The 25,166-nt window shown below is 44.0% G+C and carries 20 protein-coding genes; 3 read left to right on the top strand and 17 right to left on the bottom strand.

All coding sequences use genetic code 11. The annotated features are described in order from the left end of the window. The first annotated feature begins 142 nt into the window (after window positions 1-142). Window positions 143-1,300, top strand: a complete 1,158-nt coding sequence (locus C170_RS19925) for a S8 family peptidase (protein ID WP_036613498.1) — start codon at window positions 143-145, stop codon at window positions 1,298-1,300. A 121-nt stretch (window positions 1,301-1,421) separates the two neighbouring features. Here C170_RS19925 and C170_RS19920 read toward each other — a convergent pair whose 3' ends face one another. The 11 genes from C170_RS19920 to C170_RS19865 form a co-directional block, all read right to left on the bottom strand. Continuing rightward, on the bottom strand, window positions 1,422-1,820 hold the full coding sequence (locus C170_RS19920) for a RidA family protein (RefSeq protein WP_036613496.1): 399 nt from the start codon (window positions 1,818-1,820) through the stop codon (window positions 1,422-1,424). A gap of 314 nt (window positions 1,821-2,134) precedes the next feature. Continuing rightward, complete coding sequence (locus C170_RS19910; protein WP_036613491.1) at window positions 2,135-3,577, bottom strand: 6-phospho-beta-glucosidase; 1,443 nt, start codon at window positions 3,575-3,577, stop codon at window positions 2,135-2,137. Between the two features lie 34 nt (window positions 3,578-3,611). Continuing rightward, complete coding sequence (locus C170_RS19905) at window positions 3,612-5,525, bottom strand: beta-glucoside-specific PTS transporter subunit IIABC (RefSeq protein ID WP_036613489.1); 1,914 nt, start codon at window positions 5,523-5,525, stop codon at window positions 3,612-3,614. 445 nt (window positions 5,526-5,970) lie between these two features. Further along, window positions 5,971-7,905 carry a beta-glucoside-specific PTS transporter subunit IIABC gene (locus C170_RS19900; RefSeq protein ID WP_036613488.1) on the bottom strand — a complete coding sequence of 645 codons (1,935 nt, stop codon included), beginning with the start codon at window positions 7,903-7,905 and terminating at the stop codon, window positions 5,971-5,973. 166 nt (window positions 7,906-8,071) lie between these two features. Continuing rightward, complete coding sequence (gene licT, locus C170_RS19895) at window positions 8,072-8,911, bottom strand: BglG family transcription antiterminator LicT (RefSeq protein ID WP_036613486.1); 840 nt, start codon at window positions 8,909-8,911, stop codon at window positions 8,072-8,074. Between the two features lie 224 nt (window positions 8,912-9,135). Continuing rightward, complete coding sequence (locus tag C170_RS19890) at window positions 9,136-9,441, bottom strand: hypothetical protein (protein WP_036613484.1); 306 nt, start codon at window positions 9,439-9,441, stop codon at window positions 9,136-9,138. 57 nt (window positions 9,442-9,498) lie between these two features. Beyond that, window positions 9,499-10,059, bottom strand: a complete 561-nt coding sequence (locus C170_RS19885) for an AAA family ATPase (RefSeq protein ID WP_036613482.1) — start codon at window positions 10,057-10,059, stop codon at window positions 9,499-9,501. 165 nt (window positions 10,060-10,224) lie between these two features. Continuing rightward, the gene (locus tag C170_RS19880) at window positions 10,225-11,313 is read right to left on the bottom strand and encodes an acyltransferase (protein WP_036613480.1); all 1,089 of its coding nucleotides are present in this window, start codon (window positions 11,311-11,313) and stop codon (window positions 10,225-10,227) included. A 140-nt stretch (window positions 11,314-11,453) separates the two neighbouring features. Continuing rightward, on the bottom strand, window positions 11,454-11,993 hold the full coding sequence (locus C170_RS19875) for a GNAT family N-acetyltransferase (RefSeq protein WP_036613478.1): 540 nt from the start codon (window positions 11,991-11,993) through the stop codon (window positions 11,454-11,456). Beyond that, window positions 11,968-12,441 carry a putative immunity protein gene (locus tag C170_RS19870; protein WP_051447313.1) on the bottom strand — a complete coding sequence of 158 codons (474 nt, stop codon included), beginning with the start codon at window positions 12,439-12,441 and terminating at the stop codon, window positions 11,968-11,970. The genes C170_RS19875 and C170_RS19870 overlap by 26 nt, the downstream gene beginning before the upstream one ends. A 115-nt stretch (window positions 12,442-12,556) precedes the next feature. After that, on the bottom strand, window positions 12,557-15,277 hold the full coding sequence (locus C170_RS19865; RefSeq protein WP_036613475.1) for an alpha-L-rhamnosidase: 2,721 nt from the start codon (window positions 15,275-15,277) through the stop codon (window positions 12,557-12,559). A 134-nt stretch (window positions 15,278-15,411) separates the two neighbouring features. Here C170_RS19865 and C170_RS19860 point away from each other — a divergent pair, with 134 nt between their 5' ends. After that, window positions 15,412-16,281, top strand: coding sequence for an AraC family transcriptional regulator (locus tag C170_RS19860; protein WP_051447312.1), 870 nt, complete (start codon window positions 15,412-15,414; stop codon window positions 16,279-16,281). 25 nt (window positions 16,282-16,306) lie between these two features. On the opposite strand, the gene C170_RS19855 is transcribed toward C170_RS19860, so the two are convergent. The 4 genes from C170_RS19855 to licT (C170_RS19840) form a co-directional block, all read right to left on the bottom strand. Further along, on the bottom strand, window positions 16,307-16,873 hold the full coding sequence (locus C170_RS19855) for a 5' nucleotidase, NT5C type (RefSeq protein ID WP_036613472.1): 567 nt from the start codon (window positions 16,871-16,873) through the stop codon (window positions 16,307-16,309). A 169-nt stretch (window positions 16,874-17,042) separates the two neighbouring features. Next, window positions 17,043-18,506 (bottom strand): glycoside hydrolase family 1 protein, encoded by a 1,464-nt coding sequence (locus C170_RS19850; RefSeq protein WP_036613470.1) that lies wholly within the window; start codon window positions 18,504-18,506, stop codon window positions 17,043-17,045. Window positions 18,507-18,555: 49 nt separating this feature from the next. Beyond that, a complete protein-coding gene (locus tag C170_RS19845) occupies window positions 18,556-20,475 on the bottom strand; it encodes a beta-glucoside-specific PTS transporter subunit IIABC (RefSeq protein WP_036613467.1) in 1,920 nt (639 codons plus the stop codon). A gap of 132 nt (window positions 20,476-20,607) precedes the next feature. Beyond that, window positions 20,608-21,462 carry a BglG family transcription antiterminator LicT gene (licT, locus tag C170_RS19840; RefSeq protein ID WP_036613466.1) on the bottom strand — a complete coding sequence of 285 codons (855 nt, stop codon included), beginning with the start codon at window positions 21,460-21,462 and terminating at the stop codon, window positions 20,608-20,610. Between the two features lie 392 nt (window positions 21,463-21,854). On the opposite strand from licT (C170_RS19840), the gene C170_RS30195 reads away from it, so the two are divergent. Beyond that, a complete protein-coding gene (locus C170_RS30195) occupies window positions 21,855-22,157 on the top strand; it encodes a stalk domain-containing protein (RefSeq protein ID WP_051447311.1) in 303 nt (100 codons plus the stop codon). Between the two features lie 229 nt (window positions 22,158-22,386). On the opposite strand, the gene C170_RS19830 is transcribed toward C170_RS30195, so the two are convergent. Continuing rightward, complete coding sequence (locus tag C170_RS19830; protein WP_036613465.1) at window positions 22,387-23,490, bottom strand: metallophosphoesterase; 1,104 nt, start codon at window positions 23,488-23,490, stop codon at window positions 22,387-22,389. A 247-nt stretch (window positions 23,491-23,737) separates the two neighbouring features. Further along, on the bottom strand, window positions 23,738-25,156 hold the full coding sequence (gene gndA / locus C170_RS19825) for an NADP-dependent phosphogluconate dehydrogenase (RefSeq protein WP_036613463.1): 1,419 nt from the start codon (window positions 25,154-25,156) through the stop codon (window positions 23,738-23,740). Window positions 25,157-25,166 lie beyond the last annotated feature (10 nt).

Genomic DNA, 25,166 nt, shown 5'->3' with positions numbered 1-25,166 from the left:
CTCTTCATATCATCTTACCGAATTTATCCCTTCCTATCAATCTATCTACACTACTATCCAAATTGCAAGAGTGCCCGCGCAGTCTGATAGAGTTCGCATACGATAAGGCGTGTCACAAATCATATTGGAGGGATAAACGCTCATGTGGTTATGGTTAGGTATTTTTGTTTTCATTTTGCTAGTAATCGGGTTCATGTATCGTTATCTGGACCAACTTGCCGAGAGCAAGTTTCATCCGCACGCTCCCAAGCAGCTCTTCGTCAAATTCAAGGAAGGTACAACCGAGGATGAGATGCATACCCTTCACAAAAAAGGGAGATGTAAGGTCGCTGAGACCTATGAAGATTTAGGATGGTACCGTGTGGAATCCCGCAAAAAAATGCACCGGATGCTGAAACATTACAAAGATCATGAGCTTATTGAACATGCAGAGCCGAATTACCTCGTTGAGGCTTCCTTCACTCCTAATGACCCTTTCTTTCCTTATCAGTATAACCTGTCCAAAATCAATGCACCCGCTGCATGGGATATTACGCAGAGTAACAGCTCTGTCAAAATCGCCATTATCGATACCGGTGTACAGCTGAATCATCCAGAATTGGCCTCCAAGCTCCTCCCCGGTTATGATTATGTTGATTATGATAACATTCCTGAGGACGGGAACGGCCACGGCACCCATGTAGCTGGGATCGCTGCCTCCGTTACCAACAATGGTGTGGGCATCGCAGGCGCTGCTCCACTCGCATCCATCGTTCCGCTCCGGGTACTGGATAACAAGGGGCAAGGAACGATAGGTAATGTCGGTAATGGGCTTGTCTTTGCTGCCAACAACGGTGTAAAGGTTGTTAACCTGAGCCTTGGTGGGCCGATGGGAAATGCTTTCCTTCAAGCTGCCGTACAGTATGCTTGGGATCGAGGAGCTGTGATTATTGCCGCAGCCGGTAACGATAACACTTCATTCCCAATCGTACCCGCATCGTATCCCAATGTGATTGCTGTCGCTTCAACCAACCCTTCCGATCTCAAATCCAATTTCTCCAACTATGGTTCCTGGGTGGATATGGCTGCACCGGGTGATACCATTCTATCCACATACCTGGGTGGTTCCTATGCCTACCTTAGCGGGACATCCATGGCTACCCCTCATGTGGCTGGAGTGGCTGCACTTCTCGCTGCACAAGGGAAAACAAATGCTCAGATTCGGGACGCGCTGTGTTTCGCTTCTGATCCGGTATCAGGCTCCGGGATCTACTGGACATATGGTCGACTGAATGCTTATCAGAGCTTGCAGGTGCCATAATACACCACCTACTATCGCTCATGATTGCACACAGGCATATCCTTTCCATTTTTCACAAATAAAAAACGAAGGGACATCTGTAAGTAAGATGCTCCTTCGTTCGGTTAAAAAGTATTCGATGTTACACTTTTGCTGCCCAAAGCTCTATTTCAATTTTAATCTCTGGTAGACCTAACGCCGTAATATATCCAATCGTCATTGCAGGATAATCCGTACTAAATAATTGTCCCCACTCGGCATATAAGAAATCCCAATCGATTTCCTCGGTTGCCCATACGTTCACTTTGATAATATGTTCAGCATCTAAGCGCTCAGATTCGAGCACTGTTTTAATATTATTAAATGTATTAGTGACTTGCTCATTCAGACTCTCTGGAAAGAGTCCATTCTGATCTGCTCCAATTTGACCCGAAGTCACAAATAACTCTGCATTCCTCGGGATTCTTGTAATATGCGTGTACTGACCTACAGGAGCTGGCATATTTTCTGGATTTTTTCTAGTAATTTTGTCAATATTCATTTGGATTACCTCATCATTCTTAAGATTTTTCTGCGTTATTTCCTAGTTTTCTTCCGATTTTGGGCAGACTTCACCCTTGGAATAGATTCTAGAAAAAGACAGCAGTGGAGTATCCATATCCCGAAGATATAAACGCAAGTGATTTTTTCTTCATGAGTGGATGCTCCTCCCTTCTTAAGTGACAAGATTCTCTTCATTTCTTTATTATATCTGAAAGCCACATCATGGGTCAAATTCATCCCCTCATAAACAAAGAGCAATCCCATAATAACGAGACTGCTCTTTGTTTATTCTATAGCGTCGGACATCTTGTATCAGAAATATTGTGCGCCATTACTCGCAATGACATCTTTGTACCAGTGAAAACTCTTCTTTTTCAGTCTGCGAAGTGTGCCCGTACCATCATTATTTCTGTCTACATAGATATAGCCGTAACGTTTCTTCATCTCTCCGGTACCCGCACTGACCAGGTCGATCGGTCCCCAGCTTGTGTAACCTATGAGCTCTACACCGTCTTGAATCGCTTCAGCCATCTCGGCAAAATGACTATTCAAATATTCGATGCGATAATCATCTTCTACGGAGTCATTGTCTAACAACACATCGGTTGCTCCAAGTCCATTTTCTACGATAAACAAAGGTTTGCCATAGCGGTCATGCAGTTGATTAAGCGTAATTCGAAGCCCCTTAGGATCAATGGTCCACCCCCACTCGGAAGCTTGCAGATAAGGGTTCTTTACTGAACCAAATACATTGCCTTCTGTCGAATCTTTCAAAATCTCAGGGTCCGTACTGGTGCACCGGCTTGCGTAATAGCTAAAACCGATATAGTCGACTGTGTTCTGCATCAAGATCTCTGCATCTTCAGGTTGCATTTCAATCTGAATGTCATTTTCCCTGAAAAATCTTTTTGTATAACCCGGATATGCTCCCTTCGACTGCACGTCGATGAAGAAGAATGATTCGCGATCTTTCTCCATGGCTTTCCATACATCATCCGGATTAGAGCTGTATGGATACACCATTCCAGCGGCTAACATACAACCAATCTGTGCACCCGGAATGATCTCATGACAAGCCTTAACAGCAAGTGCACTCGCTACCAATTCATGATGTGCTGCCTGATACAGAACCTGATCTTTGTTTTCACCATCCTGCAGAACAATACCCGCTCCAATGTACGGGAGATGCAGCAACATATTGATTTCATTAAACGTCATCCAGTATTTCACTTTATTCTTGTATCGATTGAAAAGCGTCGTCGCATATTTCTCAAAGAAACCAATCATCTTACGATTCTTCCAACCGCCGTAAGACTCGACCAGATGTACAGGTACATCGAAATGGCAGATCGTCACGACAGGTTCAATGTTGTATTTTAATAACTCATCAAAGACATCATCATAAAATTGCAAGCCTGCTTCGTTTGGCTCCGCTTCATCACCATTAGGGAAAATCCGTGCCCAGGCTATGGAAAGCCTGAGGCACTTAAATCCCATTTCTGCAAATAACGCAATATCTTCCTTATATCGATGATAGAAGTCAATGGCTTCATGTGAAGGATAGAATTCCCCTGTTTTTGGTTCATACGAATCCAGGTTACCCAGAGCAATATTCCATCGATTGGCACCAATCGGAATCAGATCTACCGTTGTTAAACCTTTGCCACCTTCCAGATAAGCACCTTCCAATTGATTCGCTGCGGTTGCTCCTCCCCAGAGAAAATTCTCCGGGAAGGCTGTAAACTTTTCATTCATCGAGGAGTTCCTCCTTAACCATCCTTAGTTAGAATTAGCTTAATACCGTGATCAATTTATCTTTCTCATGAACGGATGCATCTTTTGTTCCTACAACGTCCAGATAATTTGAAGTATTAGTGACAATGATCGGTGTAACCGTCTCATATCCTGCATCCTTAATCGCTTGCAGATCAAACTCAACAATCAGGTCACCTGCGTTAACACGGTCTCCATCTTTCACATGGGTTGTAAAATGTTGACCTTTCAGCTTGACCGTATCCTGTCCAATATGGATCAGCATCTCTACACCATCATCGCTTACAAGACCAATGGCGTGTTTGGTACGATATACGGTTTGAACGACACCTGTGATTGGAGATACCACTCTACCACTGGTTGGACGAATTGCAATCCCTTTACCCATGTGCTCTCCTGCAAACGTTACGTCATTAATTTCGTTCAGTGCAACAACTTCACCAGCCATTGGGCTTACAATTTCGTATCTGCTGTTCGGATTTGGATCAAGTACTGGTGCAGGTGCAGCTACTTTTTCTACCGGATCTTTGAATCCAACCACATACGTCAATACGAAACCAAGAACGAATGCAATCAATGAAGCAACTATAGCCATGTAGAACGCGAAGTCTAATCCTGTTTCTTTATTAATAAAAGTTGGATAACCGAATACGCCAAGTCCGCCAATCATGTATATCTTCGAACCTGCATAACCGAGAATACCGCCTCCAATCCCCCCAGCAATACAACTCATAATAAAAGGTTTTTTCAATGGAAGCGTAACACCATAGATCGCAGGCTCTGTTACTCCAAATATACCGGAGATAAATGCTGGTACACTGAGTGTTTTTATTTTCGTATTTTTTGTTTTGAGTAATACGGCAAGTACAGCACCGATTTGAGCAAAAGAAGCAGCAAATGACATTGCGATAACCGGATCAGCGCCTGACGTACTAAGATTCAATAATGCAACCGGAACCAGTCCCCAGTGAAGTCCGAATAATACAAACACTTGCCATAGTCCACCGATAATCAATCCTGTAACAATAGGACTTAATTCATAAATATTAGTAGCTCCCGCGCCAATCAATTGTCCTGCCCATGTGGAGATTGGACCAATGACCAAAAAAGTCGCTGGAACAATTACAAGCAAGGTGAAAAAGGGAACAAGGAATGTGCTTACCACTTTCGGAATAACGTTCTTGAAGAATCTTTCTAGTTTTACAGCAACAAATGTCGCTATAATGATTGGGATAACCGATGAAGCGTAGTCCATCAAGATAACCGGAATACCCAGGAACGTAATGTGGATAGGTGATTCAAACAATGTACCTGTAAACAAGGTGTACAGTGGATCTCCTGCCTTAAGACCGCCCAATGTCGGATAAACAAGAGATGCACCTATCGCCATACCCAGGAACGGTGAACCGCCAAACTTCTTGATTGCAGTGTAACCCAGGAAGATCGGGAAGAAGTAGAACAGACAGTCCCCCGTTGCTTTCAATAATTGATACGTTCCGGAATCCTGAGTTATCCAGCCAAAGGCTACAAACATCTCGTTAAAACCTTTGATCATACCTGTGGCAGCCAGCAAACCGAGTAGTGGTGTGAACACACCGGAGATCATGTCGATAAATCGGCTGAACAACCCTACTTTTTTGCCTGAGTTGTCCGTTTCCTCTTCCACTTGTCCTTCACTTGGGAAATTCCCTACTTTAACGACTGCTTTATATACATCCGGCACTTCGTTGCCGATAACAACTTGATATTGTCCACCACTTTGCATGACGGTAATAACACCTGGCAGATTTTTAAGTTCTTCCGTTTTGGCTACGCTTTCATTTTTCAGTTTGAACCGCAGTCTTGTTACGCAATGGAATACACTGTTTACGTTCTCGCGACCACCTACACGTGACAGAATGTCCTTAGCTAATTGATCGTAGTTGCTCATTGTAATTCTCCCTCTCTAAGTAGACTCCCCATGACTTTTGAAACAAATAAAACCTGAACCACTGAACATACACAACATACCGGATCGTCCGGAAATCAGTCGTGTTATTCAGCAATTCAGGTTTTGCCCTTAACGGTTGCAACCCTGTAAGGCTGTACACATTGGTATTTAATTATTTGGAAAACGAAAGTAAGTTACATTCCATACCCTCTGAACTGAGGGTGGTCGGCATTGCCTGATTGAACAGTTACAACCCGATCAATGTATGCGCTTACTTCTTGAACTCATCATAGTACATCTGAACTACGTTTGCAACACTTATTTTTATTAATTTCACAAATACATTTTAGTGACCGAAAATGAAAAAAAGAGACCACTTCGAAAACATCAAAGTGGTCTCTATAAAGCTAATGTTCAGATTAATAAAATTCGCACTAAAGCAGAATTAACCTATAACCGTAACCAATTTATCCTTTTCTTGCACTTCACGACTTGTTGTTGCAACCACGTCCAAATAATCAGCCGTATTCGTTACAATAATCGGTGTTACGGTCTCATAACCCGCCTCAATAATGGCCTGCAGATCAAATTCAACGATCAGATCGCCAACACTCACACGATCCCCATCTTTCACATGTGCAGTGAAATGTTGACCTTTGAGCTGTACTGTATCCTGACCGATATGGATCAGAATCTCTACACCTTGATCATCTACAAGACCAATTGCATGTTTGGTACGATAAATCGTCTGTACCACACCATTAATCGGGGATACAACTCTCCCACTGGTTGGGCGAATAGCGATCCCTTTACCCATATGTTCACCAGCAAATGTAGCATCATTAATTTCTTGCAAAGGAACCACCTCACCCGTCATCGGGCTGGCAATTTCGTAGCGATTGTTTGGATTAGGCTCAAGTGCAGCCTTCTCTTCTTTTACTGGCTCTGGAGCCTGTTTGGCAGCCTCTGGATTAGCAGGATCTTTGAATCCTACAAAATAAACGAGAACAAAACCTAGTACAAAAGCAATGATAGTGGCAATCATGGCCATCCAGAATTCATAGTTGATTCCCTCTGTGGGACTAATCAGCGCTGGAACACCAAAGATTCCTGAAGCAAATACAAACATTTTGGAGCCAGCGAAGCCAATAATACCACCAGCGGTTGCAGAAGCAATACAACTCATAATAAATGGTTTCTTCAATGGCAAAGTAAGACCATAAATAGCAGGCTCAGTTACACCAAAAATCCCGGACACAAAGGCAGGAACACCCAGTGATTTGAGTTTGGTATTTTTCGTTTTAAGCATAACGCCAAGAACGGCACCAATCTGAGCAAAGGAAGCAGCAAACATCATAGCCAGAATCGGATCTGCTTTCAGTGTGGACAGATTAAGCAGCATGATTGGTACGATACCCCAGTGTAACCCGAAGATCACCAACACTTGCCACAATCCACCAACAACAATACCGGTTACCAACGGACTCAAGTCATAGATGCCCGATACCCCGGCACCAATCAGCTGACTTGCCCATGTCGCAATTGGACCAATCAAGAGGAATGTTACAGGGACAACAATCAGAATTGTAAAGAATGGCGTGAGGAACGTTCTCACAACAGATGGAATGATCTTTTTGAAGAACGCTTCTACCTTTGCTCCAAAATAAGCAGCAATAATAATCGGAATGACGGATGAGGAATAACTCATCAAGATAACGGGAATACCCAGGAACGTGATATGAATCGGTGATTCAAACAATGTGCCTGCAAACAGCGTATAGAGCGGTTCCCCACCACTAAGACCAGATAAGGTCGGATATACTAGTGATGCTCCGATGGCCATCCCGAGGAATGGAGATCCACCGAATTTTTTCATAGCTGTGTAACCCAGGAAGATCGGGAAGAAGTAGAACAGACAGTCTCCTGCAGCATTCAACAATTGATATGTTCCTGAAGCCGGGTCCAGCCATTCGAGAGAAGTAAACATGGACAGGAAACCTTTGATCATCCCTGTTGCAGCTAGCAATCCGAGAATTGGTGTAAAGACACCTGAGATCAAGTCAATAAACTGACCCAAGAGACTCTCCTTTTTACCGGAAGATTCTGAATCACTTGAGACCGGTTCATCCGCATTCATATTACCCACCTGTAACAAGGCTTTATAAACATCAGACACTTCGTTACCCACAACTACCTGGTATTGCCCCCCGCTTTGCATTACCGTTATGATTCCAGGCAGATTTTTGAGTTCGTCTGTTTTGGCATTATTGTCATTTTTTAATTTGAGACGAAGTCTGGTCGCACAGTGCACCACGCTGTTAATGTTCTGTTTTCCACCAACGCCAGACAGAATGTCTTTGGCTAATTGCTCGTGTTTCATGAAGTCTTTTCTTCCTTTCTGGCTAGACACGGATTCAAAGCATATTGGAGAGAATAAAAAAACCTGAACACTGAATGTATGGAACACCCGGTTAACGGTATGTTCAGTCATTCAAGCGTTCAGGTTTTGCCCTAGTGGTTGCAACCCTGCAAGCTGATCTATGGGATTATTCAGAAGTTGCATTCACAACTCTCTCAATATGAATCGTTAAGTACATCAATTCTTCGTCAGTTAGTTGATACGTGTAGTTGCTTTCAATGAATTTCTTGATTTTCTCCGAGCACTTGTGCGCTGCTGGATACTTTTTCTGAATCATCAGGAACAATTCATCATCGTTGTTGCTCTTGTAATGTTTTCCCTTAACCAAACGTTGGGCGAAAAACTTCAAATGCGTCACAAAGCGATAAAATGTCAGTGAGTTCTCATCAAAATCAATCTTGAAATGATACTTGATGATTGTCAAGATTTCCTGCATGACCTGCGTCATACTCTTGATGTTGGGCATTTCTTCGTTCAAAGCTGCATTGACAAAGTGAAGTGCCATAAAACCGGCTTCGTCCTCGGGCAAGATCACACCAAATTGATCACAGATCATATTGAGCGCTTCCATTCCGACTTCATATTCCTCTTTGTATAACTGCTTTGTCTCCCAGATTAAGCCGTTGCGTATAGGCAGATTCTTGCGATACCGCTCAATGGCAAAGTGAATATGGTCTGTGAGATGTAAGTAAATGCTCTCATTTAATTTCTTGCCAAGTTTTAATTTGGCGTAAGCGATGATTTCCTCGGATACTTTCATGTATTCCAGAGGAATGCTTGAGATTAATGCCTTGAAGTTTTCCTGAATATCTTCATTCTGTAAAGTAAATATCTTGTCGATATGCTGCTCGGAAACCATATCACCCGCCCGCTTCTGATAAGCAATCCCCCGGCCAATGATAATAACTTCCTGCTCGTCATTCATTGCAACTACAGCATTATTGTTCAGCACCTTCTCGATTTTCACTTTATCACTCCAATATACAGAAAAAGACAAACCAATCCCTTTTCTCAAGGTATACGGCTTTGCCTGATTCAACAGTTACAACCCGATATGTTGTACGCGCTTCCCTCATATTATTACAAATTTCTACACAGTGCAACAAAAAGTTAATATCGAATTAGCATGACTCCTGATCTAGGTAAATATACTCACAGGAGTGAGCAAATCAAGAATTATTTTACAGGAATTCACGGTTTATTGTTTTTGTTGTCTTTCTCCAGGTCTGCTTCAATTTTTCGATTAATCATGTCCATTTCTTCTGAATCCAAACGATCGACTTGAGTGTATTCTTTATCCATTTCGTACTCCTGCGCCTCGCCTTTGTTCATTAGGCCCAGGTGATTCTTAATATCCCGGATATCTTCACGCATATGCATCGTCTGACGGTAATGATCTATCACAAGTGCGAAAACAATGCCCCCAGCCAAAATCGGACCGAATGGGATCAGATAACATAGAACAAGTCCTATGAGCAAAAATATAACAAAGTACATGATGTAGTGCCCCTCTCATATAAAGTAACTTATCTGCTAAGTTAGACGTTTCTCAGATTACAAATTAAAGCGTTCCTGGATTAACTGGGCCACTTCATCCGGACTCTTGTGGGTGTTATCAATCCGTATGTAGTGCTCATGCTTGATTTCTCCCGGTTCCGAATTCAATCGATATAGCTTCATCGTATCAAGCAAATCTCGCTCAGACCACGCGATGTCTCGCTTTGTTGGCTTATGCAGCAGCCGATGCGGACTCTTGTTACGCTCCAGTCTTTCTGATGCATCAGCCTCCAGTTCCACATAACAGACCTGTCCTCCATTAGATTCGAATAACTCGCTGATTTGACGAATGTACTCTCCGTCTTGCTTCAGGTCAAATGCCCACACAAATGTGAAAATTAAACCCGGCAGGTCACTCTTTGCCACTTCTTCGAAAATCTCCTGACGGAACAGACTTACCAGTCTTTTGCCTTGTGGTGTGCCATAGCTGAAGAAAGGAGACACCAATTCAATCGTCATATGGTTATGAAACAATTTAAGCTTTGTTATCTTCTCCAGTTCTTGCCCAACCGTCATTTTGCCCACAGCCTGCGGACCAAAAATAATCACCAATTTCATTTGATCACTCCTGACAAGGTGGTGTTCATTCCATTAATTCAATTTTATGGACATTAAACTCTATAATACCTTCTTTAGGGCAAATAAAAAAGAGGTTTCAAGTGATTCCCTCAACGGGTGAGGGCTTGAAAACTCTTATCTTAAATGAAATATGTTTATTTTAACTTAACGTCCAATCAGTACCCATCCCCACTTCATCCGGCGCAAACCCATCGCACAGATCCATGAGATCAGGAGCGCCACAATATAAGATAGTATGATGCCCACGCTGAAGTGGCGAGCCAGGTCATCTGTGAATTCACGTCTCCAGAAGAGCAATACGAGTGGATGCATTAAAAATACACCGAACGCAACTGTACCCAAGGAGTCCAGAATACGAGTAGCTTTACGAACCTCGGTATGTTTTCCTGTGCCGATTCGTTCACTAAAGATCAACAGGAGCAAGCAGGCTGACAAGGTAAACAGATTACGGAACAGGAACAGCACGGTATAGGTAATAAGCGGGTATGCAGCAAAAGTGGTTTTGATATAAGCATTACCATATATAAAAATGGCACCTCCACCTAACAACGCAGCTATGAGCACATAACGGTGAGTATACAGTTTGCTCAATGCCCACTCAAAGTTCAACCCAACCCATGCGCCAAATCCAATCACGATCAGATAACTGGGTAACAAACTTCCTGTCCGTTCGAAGTGAAACTGCAAATGTAGTGCATAGAAGATCGCTTGGCCCGCAATAAAGAATAATGGCAAATAATGATTAAACAAACGATGGCGTGTAAGGGACAGAAGCCACGGAAAAACGATATAGAATTGAAGAATAATCAGAAAAAAGTACAAGTGCGTATGAGCGGTTCCCATCACTAATTGTTTAGCAAATTGAACACTATGGGTCAAAGGTTCTTTGCCCGCAAGCAACTGTTTAATGGCAAAATAGATAAGGGACCACACCACATAGGGTACAAATACATTAAATAAACGCTTCTTATAAAAAGCGAGCATCCAACCCTTCTCATTCACCTTGGATCTGTAGTTGTAGAACAAGACCAGGGAGGACAGGAACAGAAACGCTGGAACGGCAAATTGCAAAAACGTGTTCCAGAAATAATACACATCATGATCTAATGTATGCTTGGGGTAATGCGCAACTGCTGTTGAAGTCGCATGAATAGCTACCACTGCCATGATGGCAAAAGCACGATAGAGATCCAGATACTCAATTCGCCGGGGCCGATTAACCGGTTGATTCATAAAGATAACCTCACTTGTGCCTGATATGGGATGATAGTTTCCGGCCGCAATCCAGATTCTATGCTTCATTTTAATCAGCACACGAGGGTAATACAATCATAATCCATATTATTTTCGTTTTATTTCATCATTATTCTGCATTATTCGACATTCTCTATCCAGAATCGTTCAACAACGTTGCCATTGGACTCCACATAGTCTTCATCCCGAATGCCACCATTTCGAAGGATAACCCTTCTGGAAGGCTCATTAACCGCATCGCATACGATCAATACTTTAGTGATTCCAAGCTCTCTCGTTTTCTCCAAAGAAAGCCTGAGAATTTCGGAACCATAGCCATTGTGCCGCTCTCCTGGACGAATACCATATCCAATATGCCCTCCACTGTTGAACAATTTGTCGTTAAGCTCGTGCCTTATATTGACGGCACCCACGATTTGTTGACTCTCCGTGACCAGCCAGTATGTACTGTCTTTGACCCAGCCCTCCGGGATGTCAATCCCTTGTTCATTGCGCTGCAAAAACGTCAACATCTCATCGAACGCATAAGGATCTTTGGAAATGACCCAAGGAACCATCAATTCTCCACTTCTGACCCAGTCTTCATAAAATGCCAAATACGCATCCTTATAGGCTTTTGATGGTTTAATTAATCTAACGTGTTCTTTCCCCATGATCATTACATCCTCCCAACAGATATTGATATTGCCACGTTCTCTCTTCCAAGACACGACGTTCTTGTTCTTCCATCAAAGAGTCATAAAAGATAGCTTTCACTGCATAGGTTGCGGCATGTACCGCATGGCCTTTGACATGGGCCGTTGCAGCTGCGTGTCCCGCCGCACGAGAGGCAGCAGAGGCAGCGACATGATCGGCTTCCCGTGCAGCAGCATGAGCTGCAAAAGCCGCCTTTCGTGCATCAACCATGGCAATCTCTCCACGGATCCAACCTCTTCCTGCATCAATGGCATCATGGGCCCGGAGATCCTCCGTCTTCTTCTCAAATATATACAAGACACGTGCCGCACACTCCGCAGCCCAACAAGCCAATGTATGGTGATCCTGTTGCTTAGCCAAATCCTCTATTTCACTACGTAAAGGTGCATCTTTGAATGCAGGTTTTGCCATGATCATGCTCCTTTCATTGTTCAAAAACTACAAATTTACTCTCAGACAAGTTCGAAAAAGGACCTGCGTGTGTGCAGATCCTCTTCAAGTGTACCTCTTCCCGCTTATTCTATCATTATACGGACTCTGTCAATGCAGACTGTTGAACATCCCGATCCTTCTTCGCATTCGTGTCTTTGTACGTAAATTGGTAACTCCCAGATCCAAGTGTGACTTCAACATCGTCTCCAATGTTTTGAATTTCCTGAACTCCACTTATCTGATCCAACGTTTTCCCTTGCTCCAGAACGATCTGTGCACCTGCTCCAGGAAGACGTACCGTACCTCTCGTGTTGGCGGGAATATGCACCCGAATCTCCATTTCACCCTCCGCCAGCCGGCGCCAGCTTGAAGCAACTTGACCATACATCGTCTCCAGACTCGCTTCCACCCAATCCAGTCCAGGTCCGGGTTGCGGCTCAATATGCACCATTCGGAATCCTGGCTGATGTTCATCGGACCGAATGCCGGCAACGTAACGATACAACCATTCTCCAATCGCTCCGTACGCATAGTGGTTAAATGAGTTCATATCAGCACTCCAGAGACTGCCATCTTCTTTTATCCCATCCCAATGTTCCCAGACGGTCGTTGCGCCTTGAGTCACCTGATATAGCCAGGACGGATAATCCTCTTGAAAAAGTAATGTATAAGCCAGGTCGTGAAGACCTGCATCACTCAATACCGGATTCAGATAAGGTGTGCCTACGAAACCTGTAGTAAGATGATTGCCCGCCTCTTTCACAAGTTTCGCCAATTGATCAACAGCACGAGTTCGGGCAGTCGCGTCCAGCAGGTCAAATTGAAGCGCAAGAACATGTGCTGTTTGCGTAGGAACAGCAATTTTGCCGGCTGGAGTCACGAATTCATTTCTAAACGCATGAACAATGTTTGTGTGCAACTGCTTGTAATATTCAGCATCATCTGTCTTTCCAAGGACCTCAGCCGCTTTTTGAGTTAACGAAACCGAATAGGCATAGAAGGCAGATGCCACATATTCCGTGTCCGTTGCGCCAACATAACTATCAGGCTTGGAGTCCAGTCCCAGCCAATCGCCAAAGTGGAATCCCGTGTTCCACAGATACGGATTGTCACCCTGCACATGAATATACTCGATCCACTGCTTCATACTCTCATATTGTTCGGCCAGTAATCTGGCATCCCCATACATCTCATAGATGGTCCAAGGACAAATAACTGCTGCATCCCCCCAAGCGGCGGAAGAATGACTGGTGTCTCCCCACCCTTCTGAGGTGGAACCTCTCAGATCCGGAACGAAGAATGGAATACCGCCATCTTCTCCCTGATCCGCTTCCAGATCCCGCAACCATTTGGTGAAGAAGGGAGCCGTATTCATCAGGTAGGAAGATGTGCGGACAAACATCTGTGCATCCCCGGTCCATCCGAGCCGTTCATCCCTCTGTGGACAGTCTGTCGGCACATCCAGGAAATTCCCCTTTTGCCCCCACAATATATTGTGATGCAGTTGGTTTACCAGCGGACTGGAGCATGAGAACTGACCTGTTTGCTCCATATTCGAGTGCAGCACTATTCCGGTGAATTCATCCAGACGAACGTGTTCCGGAAAGCCAACCAGCTTCACATAGCGGAACCCTTGGAACGTAAAATGCGGTTCAAAAGTTTCCACGCCATCCCCCTTGCAAGTGTAGCGAATACACTGCTTGGCGGCGCGAAGATTATCGGTGTAAAAGTTGCCTTCATGATCCAATATCTCAGCATGGTGCAGCTCAACCGTCTGACCTGCCTCACCATGAATGCTGAATCTCACCCATCCCACCATATTCTGCCCCATGTCTATTACACGATCTCCCTGTGGGGTTGTTAACAAAGCGATTGGCTGTAGCTGTTCGACTTGGGTGACGGGTACATTCTCCTGCGCAACGATGATATCTTTCGGATGCTCCAGTACGTTCACGGGTGACCAATTCGTCTGAGATGAATCCGACCAATCGGACTCCATTTGTGCATCATACGTCTCGCCCATATAGATGTCCGACATACGAATGGCACTAGGAGCAGCGGTCCAATCCCCATTGGATATAATACATTCCTCTGATCCATCTGCGTATTTCATATGCAGTTCCAGCAGCAATGCGGACGTTGAACCAAATATCTCCCGTTCTTTGTTCCAGCCAAGATATCCTCGGTACCAGCCATCACCCAGATATGCGCCTAATATGTTCTGCCCATCCTGAAGTAGATGAGTTACATCATAGGTTTGATATTGTAATCGCTTACAATAAGAGGTCCAACCAGGTGTAAAATAATCTTCTCCTACTCTTGTGTTGTTCATATGCAACTCGTATAATCCAAGTGCTGTCACATATATTCTGGCAGAAGTAACAGGTTGTTTCACATTAAACTGCTTGCGCATACGCGGGCATGACGTATCTCCATCATCTGATGGTTGAGCTGTGATCCATTCTGCTTGCCACTTGTTATGACTATCCATAAGTCCCATCTCGAAATAAGCCGTTTCGGACCAGCCCGAATCACTTCCTGCATCATCCCATGCCTGAATTCGGTAGTAGTATCGCGTTTGTGGAGAAGGCTGAAAATGGCTTAACTCCACATGTATGGATTGATCCGTACTTATCTCGCCAGAATCCCATGCAATTCCATCAAAATCTTCCGTCAATGACAGCTGAATCTGGTAAGCGGATTGCATGCAGTTCCGACGATCAGACTGTAACTGCCAGCTTAATCTCGGTGATTTGACATCAAGGCCTATCGGATTAATTCTATACTCACAGCGAAGGTGACTAACGTTGAACATTAGCAGATCGTCCTTTCCATCTTGGCTTCCCATTCAGGGTTACGATATAATTATATCGATCCTGTTGCCCTAAATACCCGGTAATCAGGACTATTTCATCCGGTGATTCAGCCATCTGTGCGAGGAGGTTGCTTGTGAATTCATCTGTACAGCTCATGAAAAGTGAATACTTTCTGCATAATCATCTGCAACTTTTTGTCAATCGATGCTCTGAAGATTTTGTGCTTCCTTTTCACGTACATGATTTTATTGAGTATAGTTATGTTGCCGAAGGAAAGGGCTTTCATCATATCGGTGAAGATGTCATTCCGGTGAGGAAGGGCATGCTGTTTGTTATTCCTGTCGGCGTTCCTCATGTCTTTCGTCCTGTCAGCACCAACGTAACCGAGCATCCGTTAATTATATATAATTGCTTATTTAATGCTGAATTGATCCACACGCTGACAGCAATCATTCAGGAAAAAGAAATCATTCAACATCTGATGGATCTGGCACAAAATCAGGTTCCTTATATATCCGTTGTGGATCACAACGACCGGATTGAAGAACTAATGGTGAAACTGTACCGTGAATCCTCCGTTCCGGGAATCGGTTCGTCTACCATGTTATACACCTTGGTAAGCCAGTTGGTATTGATGACCTACAGACAACTTTATCAAAAGGAACATGATGAAGAGCATCATTCCACCGGTTTTGATTACATCCTTCACTATATCAAGGAACACGTAAGCACTCGTATTCGGATGTCTGATCTGGTCCGTGTATCAGGCTGGAGCGAAAAACAGATTGGCCGAATGTTTCTGCGACATACCGGTCAGACCTTTAGCAGCTATCTGCAACACCTGCGTATACAAAAAAGCTGCGAACTTCTAAAGAGTTCACAGCACAAAGTCAGTCTGATTGCAGAGCTGGTTGGATATCGGGATATGGATTCATTCTATGCTGCATTCAAAAAAATAACAGGCGAAACACCTCTCGCCTATCGCAAAAAATCCAGAGCATAGCACTCTGGACAATAAGATTTTGCTTTCAGACACCAACAACTTGTAACACTTCATCTATGTATGCCTTGGCCTCTTTCCATGAAGACATCAACGGAAAGTTGTATCGCTCACGCTCCTGTATGTTCCATGGATGTGGGATACAGATGACCTTTTTGCCATCCTCATGCGCGGGGATCAGGTTATGTGCTCCATCATCAATGAGCAGATCGAAACCGAGCAAGTTTTTTCTTTTGCATGTAATAAACTGTTCTGCGGTTATAAAAGGCATATGCTGCTGAAGCCAGTTCCACTTCTCAACGACTGTTCTTGGTTCTGCTGCCGTCACAACAATAACATCATAAGCATCGTTCAGCTTTCGCATCTCATCTACAACATACTCGTCGTATAATTCCAATTCCTCGAACAGACCCGGCCGACCATAAAATACATCGTGCGTGCTCTCTGGATGACGCAAATGGGATGTATCCCAATGAATCATATCCTCGTAGCGCAACGGATGGGTCGGGAAGTTGAGGTTGTTGTGATATATAGCCCGCTTGACCAGATGACATATCGTGTCATCCATATCTACAGCAATAATAGGCTTCTTCATGGTTATCCCTCCCCCCAATACGAACACAGTATACCATCCAGAATGTTATGTAGTCATCTTTTTTACCTTGAAATGCCAATAGCGTTGATGAGAATTCTACCTGATCATATAAAAAAGGCGCCCCGTCGCTGTAATACCAGCTACGCCCGGGGTGCCTTTATAGATTAATCTATTCCAAGTTCTCACCATTCGAGGCAATGACTTTTTGGTACCAGCCAAAGCTCTTTTTCTTATACCGATTCAATGTGCCTTGTCCGTTGTCATCCTGATCCACGTAGATCACGCCATAACGCTTGGACATTTCCGAAGTGGATGCACTGATGATATCAATCGCTCCCCAGTTGGTATATCCCATCAGGTCCACTCCATCCATAACGGCTTCTTTCATTTGTGTAATATGTTTTCTCAGATAATCAATCCGGTAATCATCGTTGATGGAACCGTCTGCTTCAACCGTATCTTTGGCACCAAGGCCGTTCTCTACCACAAACAATGGCAGTTGATAACGGTCATACAGCTCTTTCAGTGCAACGCGCAGGCCGATCGGATCAAGCTGCCAGCCCCACTCTGTACGCTCCAGATTCGGGTTCTTAATTGTACTGTACAGGTTACCTCCAGTTACTCCATATTCCTCCGGGTTCACTGCGGACACCAAGGATGTGTAATAACTGAACGAGATGAAATCAACCGTGTGGTCACGCAGGATCTGCTCATCTCCCGGTTCCATGGCAATCGTAATCCCGTTCTCTGCCCAATACCGAGCCATAAACGTTGGATAACTACCACGAACTTGTACATCCGTATGCAGCAGGTTCAGCTGATTATCGATCTGAGCTTGCAGCACATCCTCTGGCTTCGATGTCGCCGGGTAGTGAATCATACGCGCAAGCATACATCCGATCTGGAAGTTCGGGTTAATCTGACGTGCTTTTTCTGTCACCAGGCTGCTGGCTACAAATTGATGATGAAGTGCTTGATAAGAAGCCTGCATCGTGTTCTCAACCCGGTCTTCAATAATACCGCCACCTGTGAACGGTTCAATAATGGTTGTATTAATCTCATTAAACGTCAACCAGTATCTAACCTTGTCCTTGTACCGGGTCATCACCGTTTCTGCATATCTTACAAAATGTCCAATCACTTCGCGGCCAGCCCAGCCGTTATATTTGAGGACAAGCGCCATAGGCATCTCATAATGCGAGAGTGTTACAAGCGGTTCAATATCGTATTTACGGAGTTCATCGAACACTTCGTCATAGAAACGCAATCCCTCTTCATTTGGCTCGGCATCATAACCATTCGGGAAAATACGCGGCCAGTTGATGGACAGACGGAATGTCTTGAAGCCCAGCTCGGCGAACAGCGCAATATCTTCTTTGAAACGGTGATAAAAATCAATCCCGTAGCGCTTCGGATAACCTTCTGCACTGTGATGTGCCATTGCTTTCTCAACCGTTGCACTGGTAACATGCATCAGTTCTCTAAGGTTGGTGTAGTCCTTTTTCTCAAAATAAGGAACCATGTCGGCTGTCGACCATCCTTTGCCGCCAGCGTCAAATCCACCTTCAGCCTGGTTAGCGGCAATAGCGCCGCCCCATAGAAAACCTTCCGGAAACCCTTGTCGATTAATCATTCGTATCTCTCCTTCTTTTGTTGATATTGTTAGTCCTAAGACGGACAGTTTAGATCTCAGCTTTCAAGACGTCTTCACCCATCGTGATTTCGCCCAATTTCACAGGTAGAACCTGCTTGTAATCAGCCGTATTGGTAACAACCATAGCGGTTGTGATGTCGTATTCTTTTGCAATCTCGGCCAGTTCAAACGTGAGTAATTTGTCCCCAGCCTGTACACGTGCTCCAGTAGCAACATGTGCATCAAAATACTGTCCACGCAGCTTCACCGTGTTAATTCCAACATGAATCAACAATTCCATTCCGTTATCACTGCGGATAACGATCGCATGTTTTGTTTTGAACACATTCATGATGGTACCTGTCACTGGAGAGACCAATTCACCCACCGTTGGAACAAATGCCACACCTTTACCCATCAATTCATCACCAAATGTTGGATCATTGACTTCTTTGAGCGGGATGGATTTACCTGTCATCGGTGCAACAGCTAATGCATCACTCGTTGGTGTTGGATCGCCCATGTCGTCCACATTTACGGTTGCAGCATCGTTGGAAACATCTTTCGCTGGTGCTGTAGAAGCACCCGGTGAGAATTGAGCTAACGCCTCTGCGTCTCCCTCTTCTTCCTTGATACCAAATATCGTAGACATGATTGCACCCACAATAAAGGCCAAAATCATACCCCCAAAGGAATACCAGAAGGTTTGTCCGATCAGGGAAGGAAGTCCTGGCAGACCACCGTTACCCGCAAGTACATACGCTTTCGCGCCAAAAGCAAGGGCGAATCCGCCACCCACTGCACTACCAATCATCGCTGCGGCAAATGGTTTTTTATACTTCATGTTAACCCCGTACATAGCTGGCTCCGTTACACCCATGAGTGCGGTGAAGCTCGTTGACAATGCCACGGTTTTGAGTTTTTTATCTTTTGCCCGGAAGAATACGCCGAGTGTTGCACCAGCCTGACCCATATTGGAGATAAAGGTCAACGGCAAGAATTTATCGAAGCCCAGTGTAGCGATATTACTCAGGATGATCGGCACAAGTGCATAGTGCATTCCTGTCATAATAATGAGCGCCATCGCGCCGCCAAGAACAATACCTGCAATCAATCCGCCTTCATTCAGCAGCCAGTTGATACCGCCAGACAATCCGCTACCTACAAATGTACCCAATGGACCGATCGCAATCAGCGTTACCGGAACCATAACAAGTAAGGTAATCAGCGGCACAAGCAGCAGCTTGAGTGCAGCAGGGATAACGCGGTCAACCCATTTCTCAACATAGGACATCAACCATACTGCAAGAAGAATCGGGATAACCGATGAAGCATAACTTACTGCTGTAACCGGGATTCCCAAAAATCCAACCGATTCACCGCTAGATAACAATGCTGTCATGTCTGGATACATGAGTGCCGTACCTAGTGCAATCGCAACAAACGGGTTACTGCCGAATTTACGAGCAGCGCTGACTGCAATCAGTAAAGGCAGGTAGTGGAATACGCCGTCACCAATGGCTGAAAGAATACGATACGTGTCCGTTCCGGCAGACATCCAACCTACGGACACAAATAGTGCAAGTAATCCCTTGAGCATACCTGCCGCAGTAATCGCTGGAAGCATCGGGGCAAAGACACCTGCGATTGTTTCAAAAATTTTCAGCACGACATTTTGTTTTTTATCCGACTTTGGCTCTTTCTTTTCTGTAGTTTGCTGGATTGCTGGATTTTCCCTCACCATAGCATCGAACACTTTTGCCACATCATTACCGATAATGACCTGAAATTGGTCGCCGGAAATATTCGTTCCCATGACCTTATCCAGTTTCTTGAGTGAGCCATTATCAACTTTCTCGTTGTCTTTCAGATCAAAGCGCAAACGTGTGACGCAGTGATACACCGAGTTAATATTGTTTGTTCCCCCAACGGCTTTAATGATTTCCTGCGCCGTTTCCTGATGTTTCATGATGTTTTCCTCCTCATTTTTCCAATAAAAAATACCCGAACGAATCTAGCGCATATTGATGGCGCCATCTCATTCGGGTATTGCCTGATTGAACAGTAACAAGCCCATAGGATATCCAGTTGTAATTTGATTCTATTGCGTGGACTTTTCGTCCCGCTTGGTTTTCATCAAACGTTCCAGATGGAGCGTTAGATATAACTGCTCAGAGTGAGTCATGTCATACTGATAGTTCTTATGGATAAAAGTCTCGATCTTGCCAATACATTTGAATGTCTCCGGATAGTTTTTCCGAACCACTTCATATAAATACTCCTCAGCATCATCATGTGAAGAATGTGTAATGACACGCTGACAGAAATATTTCAAATGGGTGATGAAGCGGAAATAATTGACGCTATCTTCATCCAATTCGACGTTGAAGTGATATTTGATGATATTCATGATCTCCTGCAACAGCTGCATCAGATGGGTGACATCGTTCATGGAATCATTCACTTCCGCATTGATGAAATGTAAGGCAATATTACAGATTTCATCTTTGGGAAACTCAATATCCAATCTTTCCTTCAGCAAGGTCAGTGCTTCTCTGGCCACATCGTACTCCGCCTTATAGAAGTGCTGAACTTCCCAAGAAAGTGGATTACGAGTAATCATTCCTTTTTCCAAGCGCTGAACAGCAAAGTGAATGTGATCAGATAGCGAGACATAGATCCCGTCACTGATGGTTTTGTTCAATTGCGTTCGTGCCAGTGTCACAATATCATCGGTTGCCTGCAGAATCTCAATCGGCACTTCAGCTACGATGGATTTGAATTTCTCATAAATCGATGCATCCTGAAGACGAAATACCTTCTCAATCCGCTCTTCATCAATCTCATCGCCTGCTTTGAACTTAAATCCGATACCCCGGCCGAGGATCAGTAGTTCCTGATTTTTGTCATCCACGGTACTGACAATATTGTTATTAAATATCTGTTTAATAATCATTATGGACCCACCTGGTTTTTTTTGAGGAATAAAAAAGGGCAAAACCAAAACAGAAATAATAAAATCATTTCCATAGTGGTTTTGCCCGCATTACCGGTAACAAGCCTCGGATATAATTTATCATAACCTGAAAACGGTGTCAACCCAAAAATACTACTATTGCTATTCCACTTCATTCCCTTACATGAGTCTTTTCCCTAAGCTTCCACGTTTAAGGGTGCATATGCTTTAGTATTCACATGTTGATGCAGTTTCAAACGAAATATTTCCAACGACTCATCGCTTGAATTGAATGAGATTATAACTAAAGTAAATGTTTTGAAGGATTTTTCACCTTAAATAGAGAAATGATTTAATTGTAGGAAGTAATTTTAGATAAAGGGGATTTATTCGTGAGGGACAAAGTAAAAGGATTACTCATTGGTATCACAATTGGATCAATGCTTACAGGAGTTACAGCTTATGCAGCATCAGGAACGCCAATAAAAGCTTTACTACAGAAAGTAAATATTTATGTAGACGGAACAAAGAAGTTGACAGCTAATGCAATAACCTATAACAACACTACATATGTACCAGTTAGAAGTATAAGTACTGCACTGGGTGAGAACGTAGCTTTAAAGTCAAACAATCTGTACATCGGCAAACAACCATTAATTAAATTAACAGGGAATCAAGCGTTTGAACTGTTATAAAAAAAAATAAAAAAAGAAATCGAAATGTATAGTCTAACTGTTGATGAGGAACCAAAAGACGGAGATTATTATGTAATGCGTTCATACTCTGACAGAGAAACACATGAAGTAACTTATGGCCTTTACTACATACACATGTACACAGGGGAAGTTTACGAATGGAACTTCAAATCCAAGAAAATGGTAAAACTATAGTTATTGAAAGGCCCTTCTTTCGAAGGGCCTTTCATCATTGCTGGAACGTCACATTAATCTGTACAATCTCCGAACGACTACTTGTGCGAATTGGAGGTCCCCAGAAGCCAAATCCTGAGGTTACGATGGAGTGCATAGAGCCCTTTTGCAGATAACCCCAATCGTTCTCATAAATGGCCTGTGTGATGAACTGAGCCGGTGCAATCTGACCACGATGGGTGTGACCAGATACGACCAGATCTACATTATTCTGCTCCGCAATATCCAGATCATACGGCTGGTGATCCATCATAAGTACCGGTTGGTTCAAGTCAGTACCTTGCATTAACGTAGCTACTTCTGCCCGATCCTTCTCTGTTCGGTCTTTCCGACCAATGAGGGTGATCTTGTCATTCAGCACGATCTTGTCATCGTACAAAACTTGCATGTTGCTCTTCTCCAGCGCAGCAATCAGATCTTCAATCGGACCATCGAACTTATCGTGATTCCCGAGTGAAGCATAGACGCCGTATGGAGCCTGAATGTCACTGATAATATCGGCAATTCCGCTATTGAGGTACATATCCAGATTGTCATCAATAATATCTCCAGGATACAGCACCAGATCCGGCTTCAGTGCATTAATTTCCTCCACCATGCGTTTGGCATGTGCAGGGCCAGATAGAAGTCCAAAGTGCATATCGGCAGCCATGACAATGTTAAGCTTGTCTACACCTTCTACTTTTTTATCAATCTGGATATTATATGTTCTGACTACAGGGCTGTAAGCGTTGAAAATTCCGTAACCCAATGTGGACACTAACAGCACCAGCGTAACAACTCCCGCCCATTTCTGTGTGTGATGTCTTGGAATACGGGTTAATCTCAGCAACCACATCGTGAGGTGGACGACGGGCAGGATCAACAATAACAACGAGAAGATTGCCAGCCAGTAAGAACCGATGATACCGAGGAACGAAATGCTTCCAAATACCCTTGCCAAAATGAAGGAAACGGCAAGGAATACAAGCGCTATAATATACAACCACCGAAATCTGGCGGACACAACTGGTTTCATCCAACTCCAACCGCTCCAGCCTATGTAGAACACTAATAAACCGTATACGACCAAAAACAATATACCTGCTAATACAAACATGCCCGGTCTAACCTCCACGTCAATAAGTTGTATTCTGAATTTTCATCACGGACACAGGTCCGTCTGAACAAGTATAACGTAGTTGATGAGTCAGATCATCTGTTTGGCAAACCCAGATTCGTACATTTTATTACAATTTGATGATATTCAAATTCGAACCATTAACGAGAAAAAGCATTCCCACAGCTGCCCTGAATAGCTAAATTCAAGGACAACCTGCAGGAATGCTATATTTTCGAAATTAAAATTACTCGTTTGTGTCCATCCACTGGAAGTGGAATGAACCTTCTTTGTCCACACGTTTGAATGTGTGAGCACCGAAGTAGTCACGTTGTGCTTGCAGCAAGTTTGCTGGCAAACGCTCTGTACGGTAGCTGTCGTAGTAAGACAGTGCGCTGGAGAATCCAGGTACTGGAATACCTTGTTTTACAGCAGCCGCTATAACTTCACGCCATGCACCTTGATAAGATTCAACGATGTTTTGGAAGTAAGGATCCAAGAGCAGGTTTTTGAGTTCTGCATCTTTGTCATATGCTTCTTTAATGTTTTGCAAGAACTGCGAACGGATGATGCAACCACCACGGAAGATCATGGCAATGTTACCGTATTTCAGATCCCAGCCGTATTCATCGGAAGCTGCACGCATTTGTGCAAATCCTTGTGCATAGGATACGATTTTACTTGCAAACAATGCTTTACGCACGTTCTCGATGAACGCTTTTTTGTCGCCGGAGAACGCTTCAGTCGCTGGTCCATTCAGGATTTTGCTAGCTGCTACACGCTCGTCCTTCATCGCAGAGAGGAAACGGGAGAATACGGATTCCGTAATCATGGACAATGGAACGCCGAGATCCAGCGCACTTTGGCTTGTCCATTTACCTGTTCCTTTTTGTCCAGCCGCGTCCAGAATAACGTCAACCATTGGTTTGCCTGTTTCTGGATCGTATTTGGAGAAGATATCTGCCGTGATTTCGATCAGGTAGCTGTCCAGCTCCCCTTGATTCCACTCGGTGAAGATCTCATGCAACTCTTCAACGGAAACGTTCAATACGGATTTGAGCAAGTGATAAGCTTCACCAATCAACTGCATATCTCCGTACTCGATACCGTTATGCACCATTTTCACATAGTGTCCGGCACCGTCTGGTCCGATATATGTGCTGCAAGCGTCATCGCCAACTTTGGCAGAGATCGCTGTAAGGATCGGTTCTACCAACTGATAAGCACTTTCCTGACCGCCTGGCATGATTGCCGGGCCTTTCAGTGCGCCTTCTTCACCACCGGATACACCTGCTCCGATGAAGCGGAAACCTTTTTCTTCCAGTTCTTTACTGCGACGTTGTGTGTCAGGGAAGTAAGCATTACCTCCATCGATAATAATGTCGCCTTGATCCAGATGAGGAAGCAGTTGCTCGATCGTTGCATCTGTTGCTTTACCTGCTTGCACCATGATCAGAATTTTACGCGGAGACTCCAGGGATTCCACGAATTCTTCAATAGTGAACGCACCTGTCAGGTTTTTACCTTCTGCTTCTTTTAGAAGATCGTTCGTTTTCTCCGGGGAACGGTTAAATACCGCTACCGAGAAACCTTTGCTTTCAATATTCAAAGCCAGGTTTTTACCCATTACTGCCAATCCAATAACACCAATCTGTTGTTTACTCATTATGTCCTCC

The sequence above is a fragment of the Paenibacillus sp. FSL H7-689 genome, assembly GCF_000517905.1.
GTDB classification, from domain to species: Bacteria; Bacillota; Bacilli; order Paenibacillales; family Paenibacillaceae; genus Paenibacillus; species Paenibacillus amylolyticus.
Note: the sequence above shows the minus strand (reverse complement) of the source record. Positions and strands in the feature narration are given on the sequence as shown.

What these genes read in the sequence shown, in the direction of transcription:
- C170_RS19925 (WP_036613498.1), top strand. Translation starts at nt 143, where the DNA reads ATGTGGTTATGGTTAGGTATTTTTGTTTTCATTTTGCTAGTAATCGGG.
- C170_RS19920 (WP_036613496.1), bottom strand. Translation starts at nt 1,820, where the DNA reads ATGAATATTGACAAAATTACTAGAAAAAATCCAGAAAATATGCCAGCT.
- C170_RS19910 (WP_036613491.1), bottom strand. Translation starts at nt 3,577, where the DNA reads ATGAATGAAAAGTTTACAGCCTTCCCGGAGAATTTTCTCTGGGGAGGA.
- C170_RS19905 (WP_036613489.1), bottom strand. Translation starts at nt 5,525, where the DNA reads ATGAGCAACTACGATCAATTAGCTAAGGACATTCTGTCACGTGTAGGT.
- C170_RS19900 (WP_036613488.1), bottom strand. Translation starts at nt 7,905, where the DNA reads ATGAAACACGAGCAATTAGCCAAAGACATTCTGTCTGGCGTTGGTGGA.
- C170_RS19890 (WP_036613484.1), bottom strand. Translation starts at nt 9,441, where the DNA reads ATGTACTTTGTTATATTTTTGCTCATAGGACTTGTTCTATGTTATCTG.
- C170_RS19885 (WP_036613482.1), bottom strand. Translation starts at nt 10,059, where the DNA reads ATGAAATTGGTGATTATTTTTGGTCCGCAGGCTGTGGGCAAAATGACG.
- C170_RS19880 (WP_036613480.1), bottom strand. Translation starts at nt 11,313, where the DNA reads ATGAATCAACCGGTTAATCGGCCCCGGCGAATTGAGTATCTGGATCTC.
- C170_RS19875 (WP_036613478.1), bottom strand. Translation starts at nt 11,993, where the DNA reads ATGATCATGGGGAAAGAACACGTTAGATTAATTAAACCATCAAAAGCC.
- C170_RS19870 (WP_051447313.1), bottom strand. Translation starts at nt 12,441, where the DNA reads ATGGCAAAACCTGCATTCAAAGATGCACCTTTACGTAGTGAAATAGAG.
- C170_RS19865 (WP_036613475.1), bottom strand. Translation starts at nt 15,277, where the DNA reads ATGTTCAACGTTAGTCACCTTCGCTGTGAGTATAGAATTAATCCGATA.
- C170_RS19855 (WP_036613472.1), bottom strand. Translation starts at nt 16,873, where the DNA reads ATGAAGAAGCCTATTATTGCTGTAGATATGGATGACACGATATGTCAT.
- C170_RS19850 (WP_036613470.1), bottom strand. Translation starts at nt 18,506, where the DNA reads ATGATTAATCGACAAGGGTTTCCGGAAGGTTTTCTATGGGGCGGCGCT.
- C170_RS19845 (WP_036613467.1), bottom strand. Translation starts at nt 20,475, where the DNA reads ATGAAACATCAGGAAACGGCGCAGGAAATCATTAAAGCCGTTGGGGGA.
- licT (WP_036613466.1), bottom strand. Translation starts at nt 21,462, where the DNA reads ATGATTATTAAACAGATATTTAATAACAATATTGTCAGTACCGTGGAT.
- C170_RS19830 (WP_036613465.1), bottom strand. Translation starts at nt 23,490, where the DNA reads ATGTTTGTATTAGCAGGTATATTGTTTTTGGTCGTATACGGTTTATTA.
- gndA (WP_036613463.1), bottom strand. Translation starts at nt 25,156, where the DNA reads ATGAGTAAACAACAGATTGGTGTTATTGGATTGGCAGTAATGGGTAAA.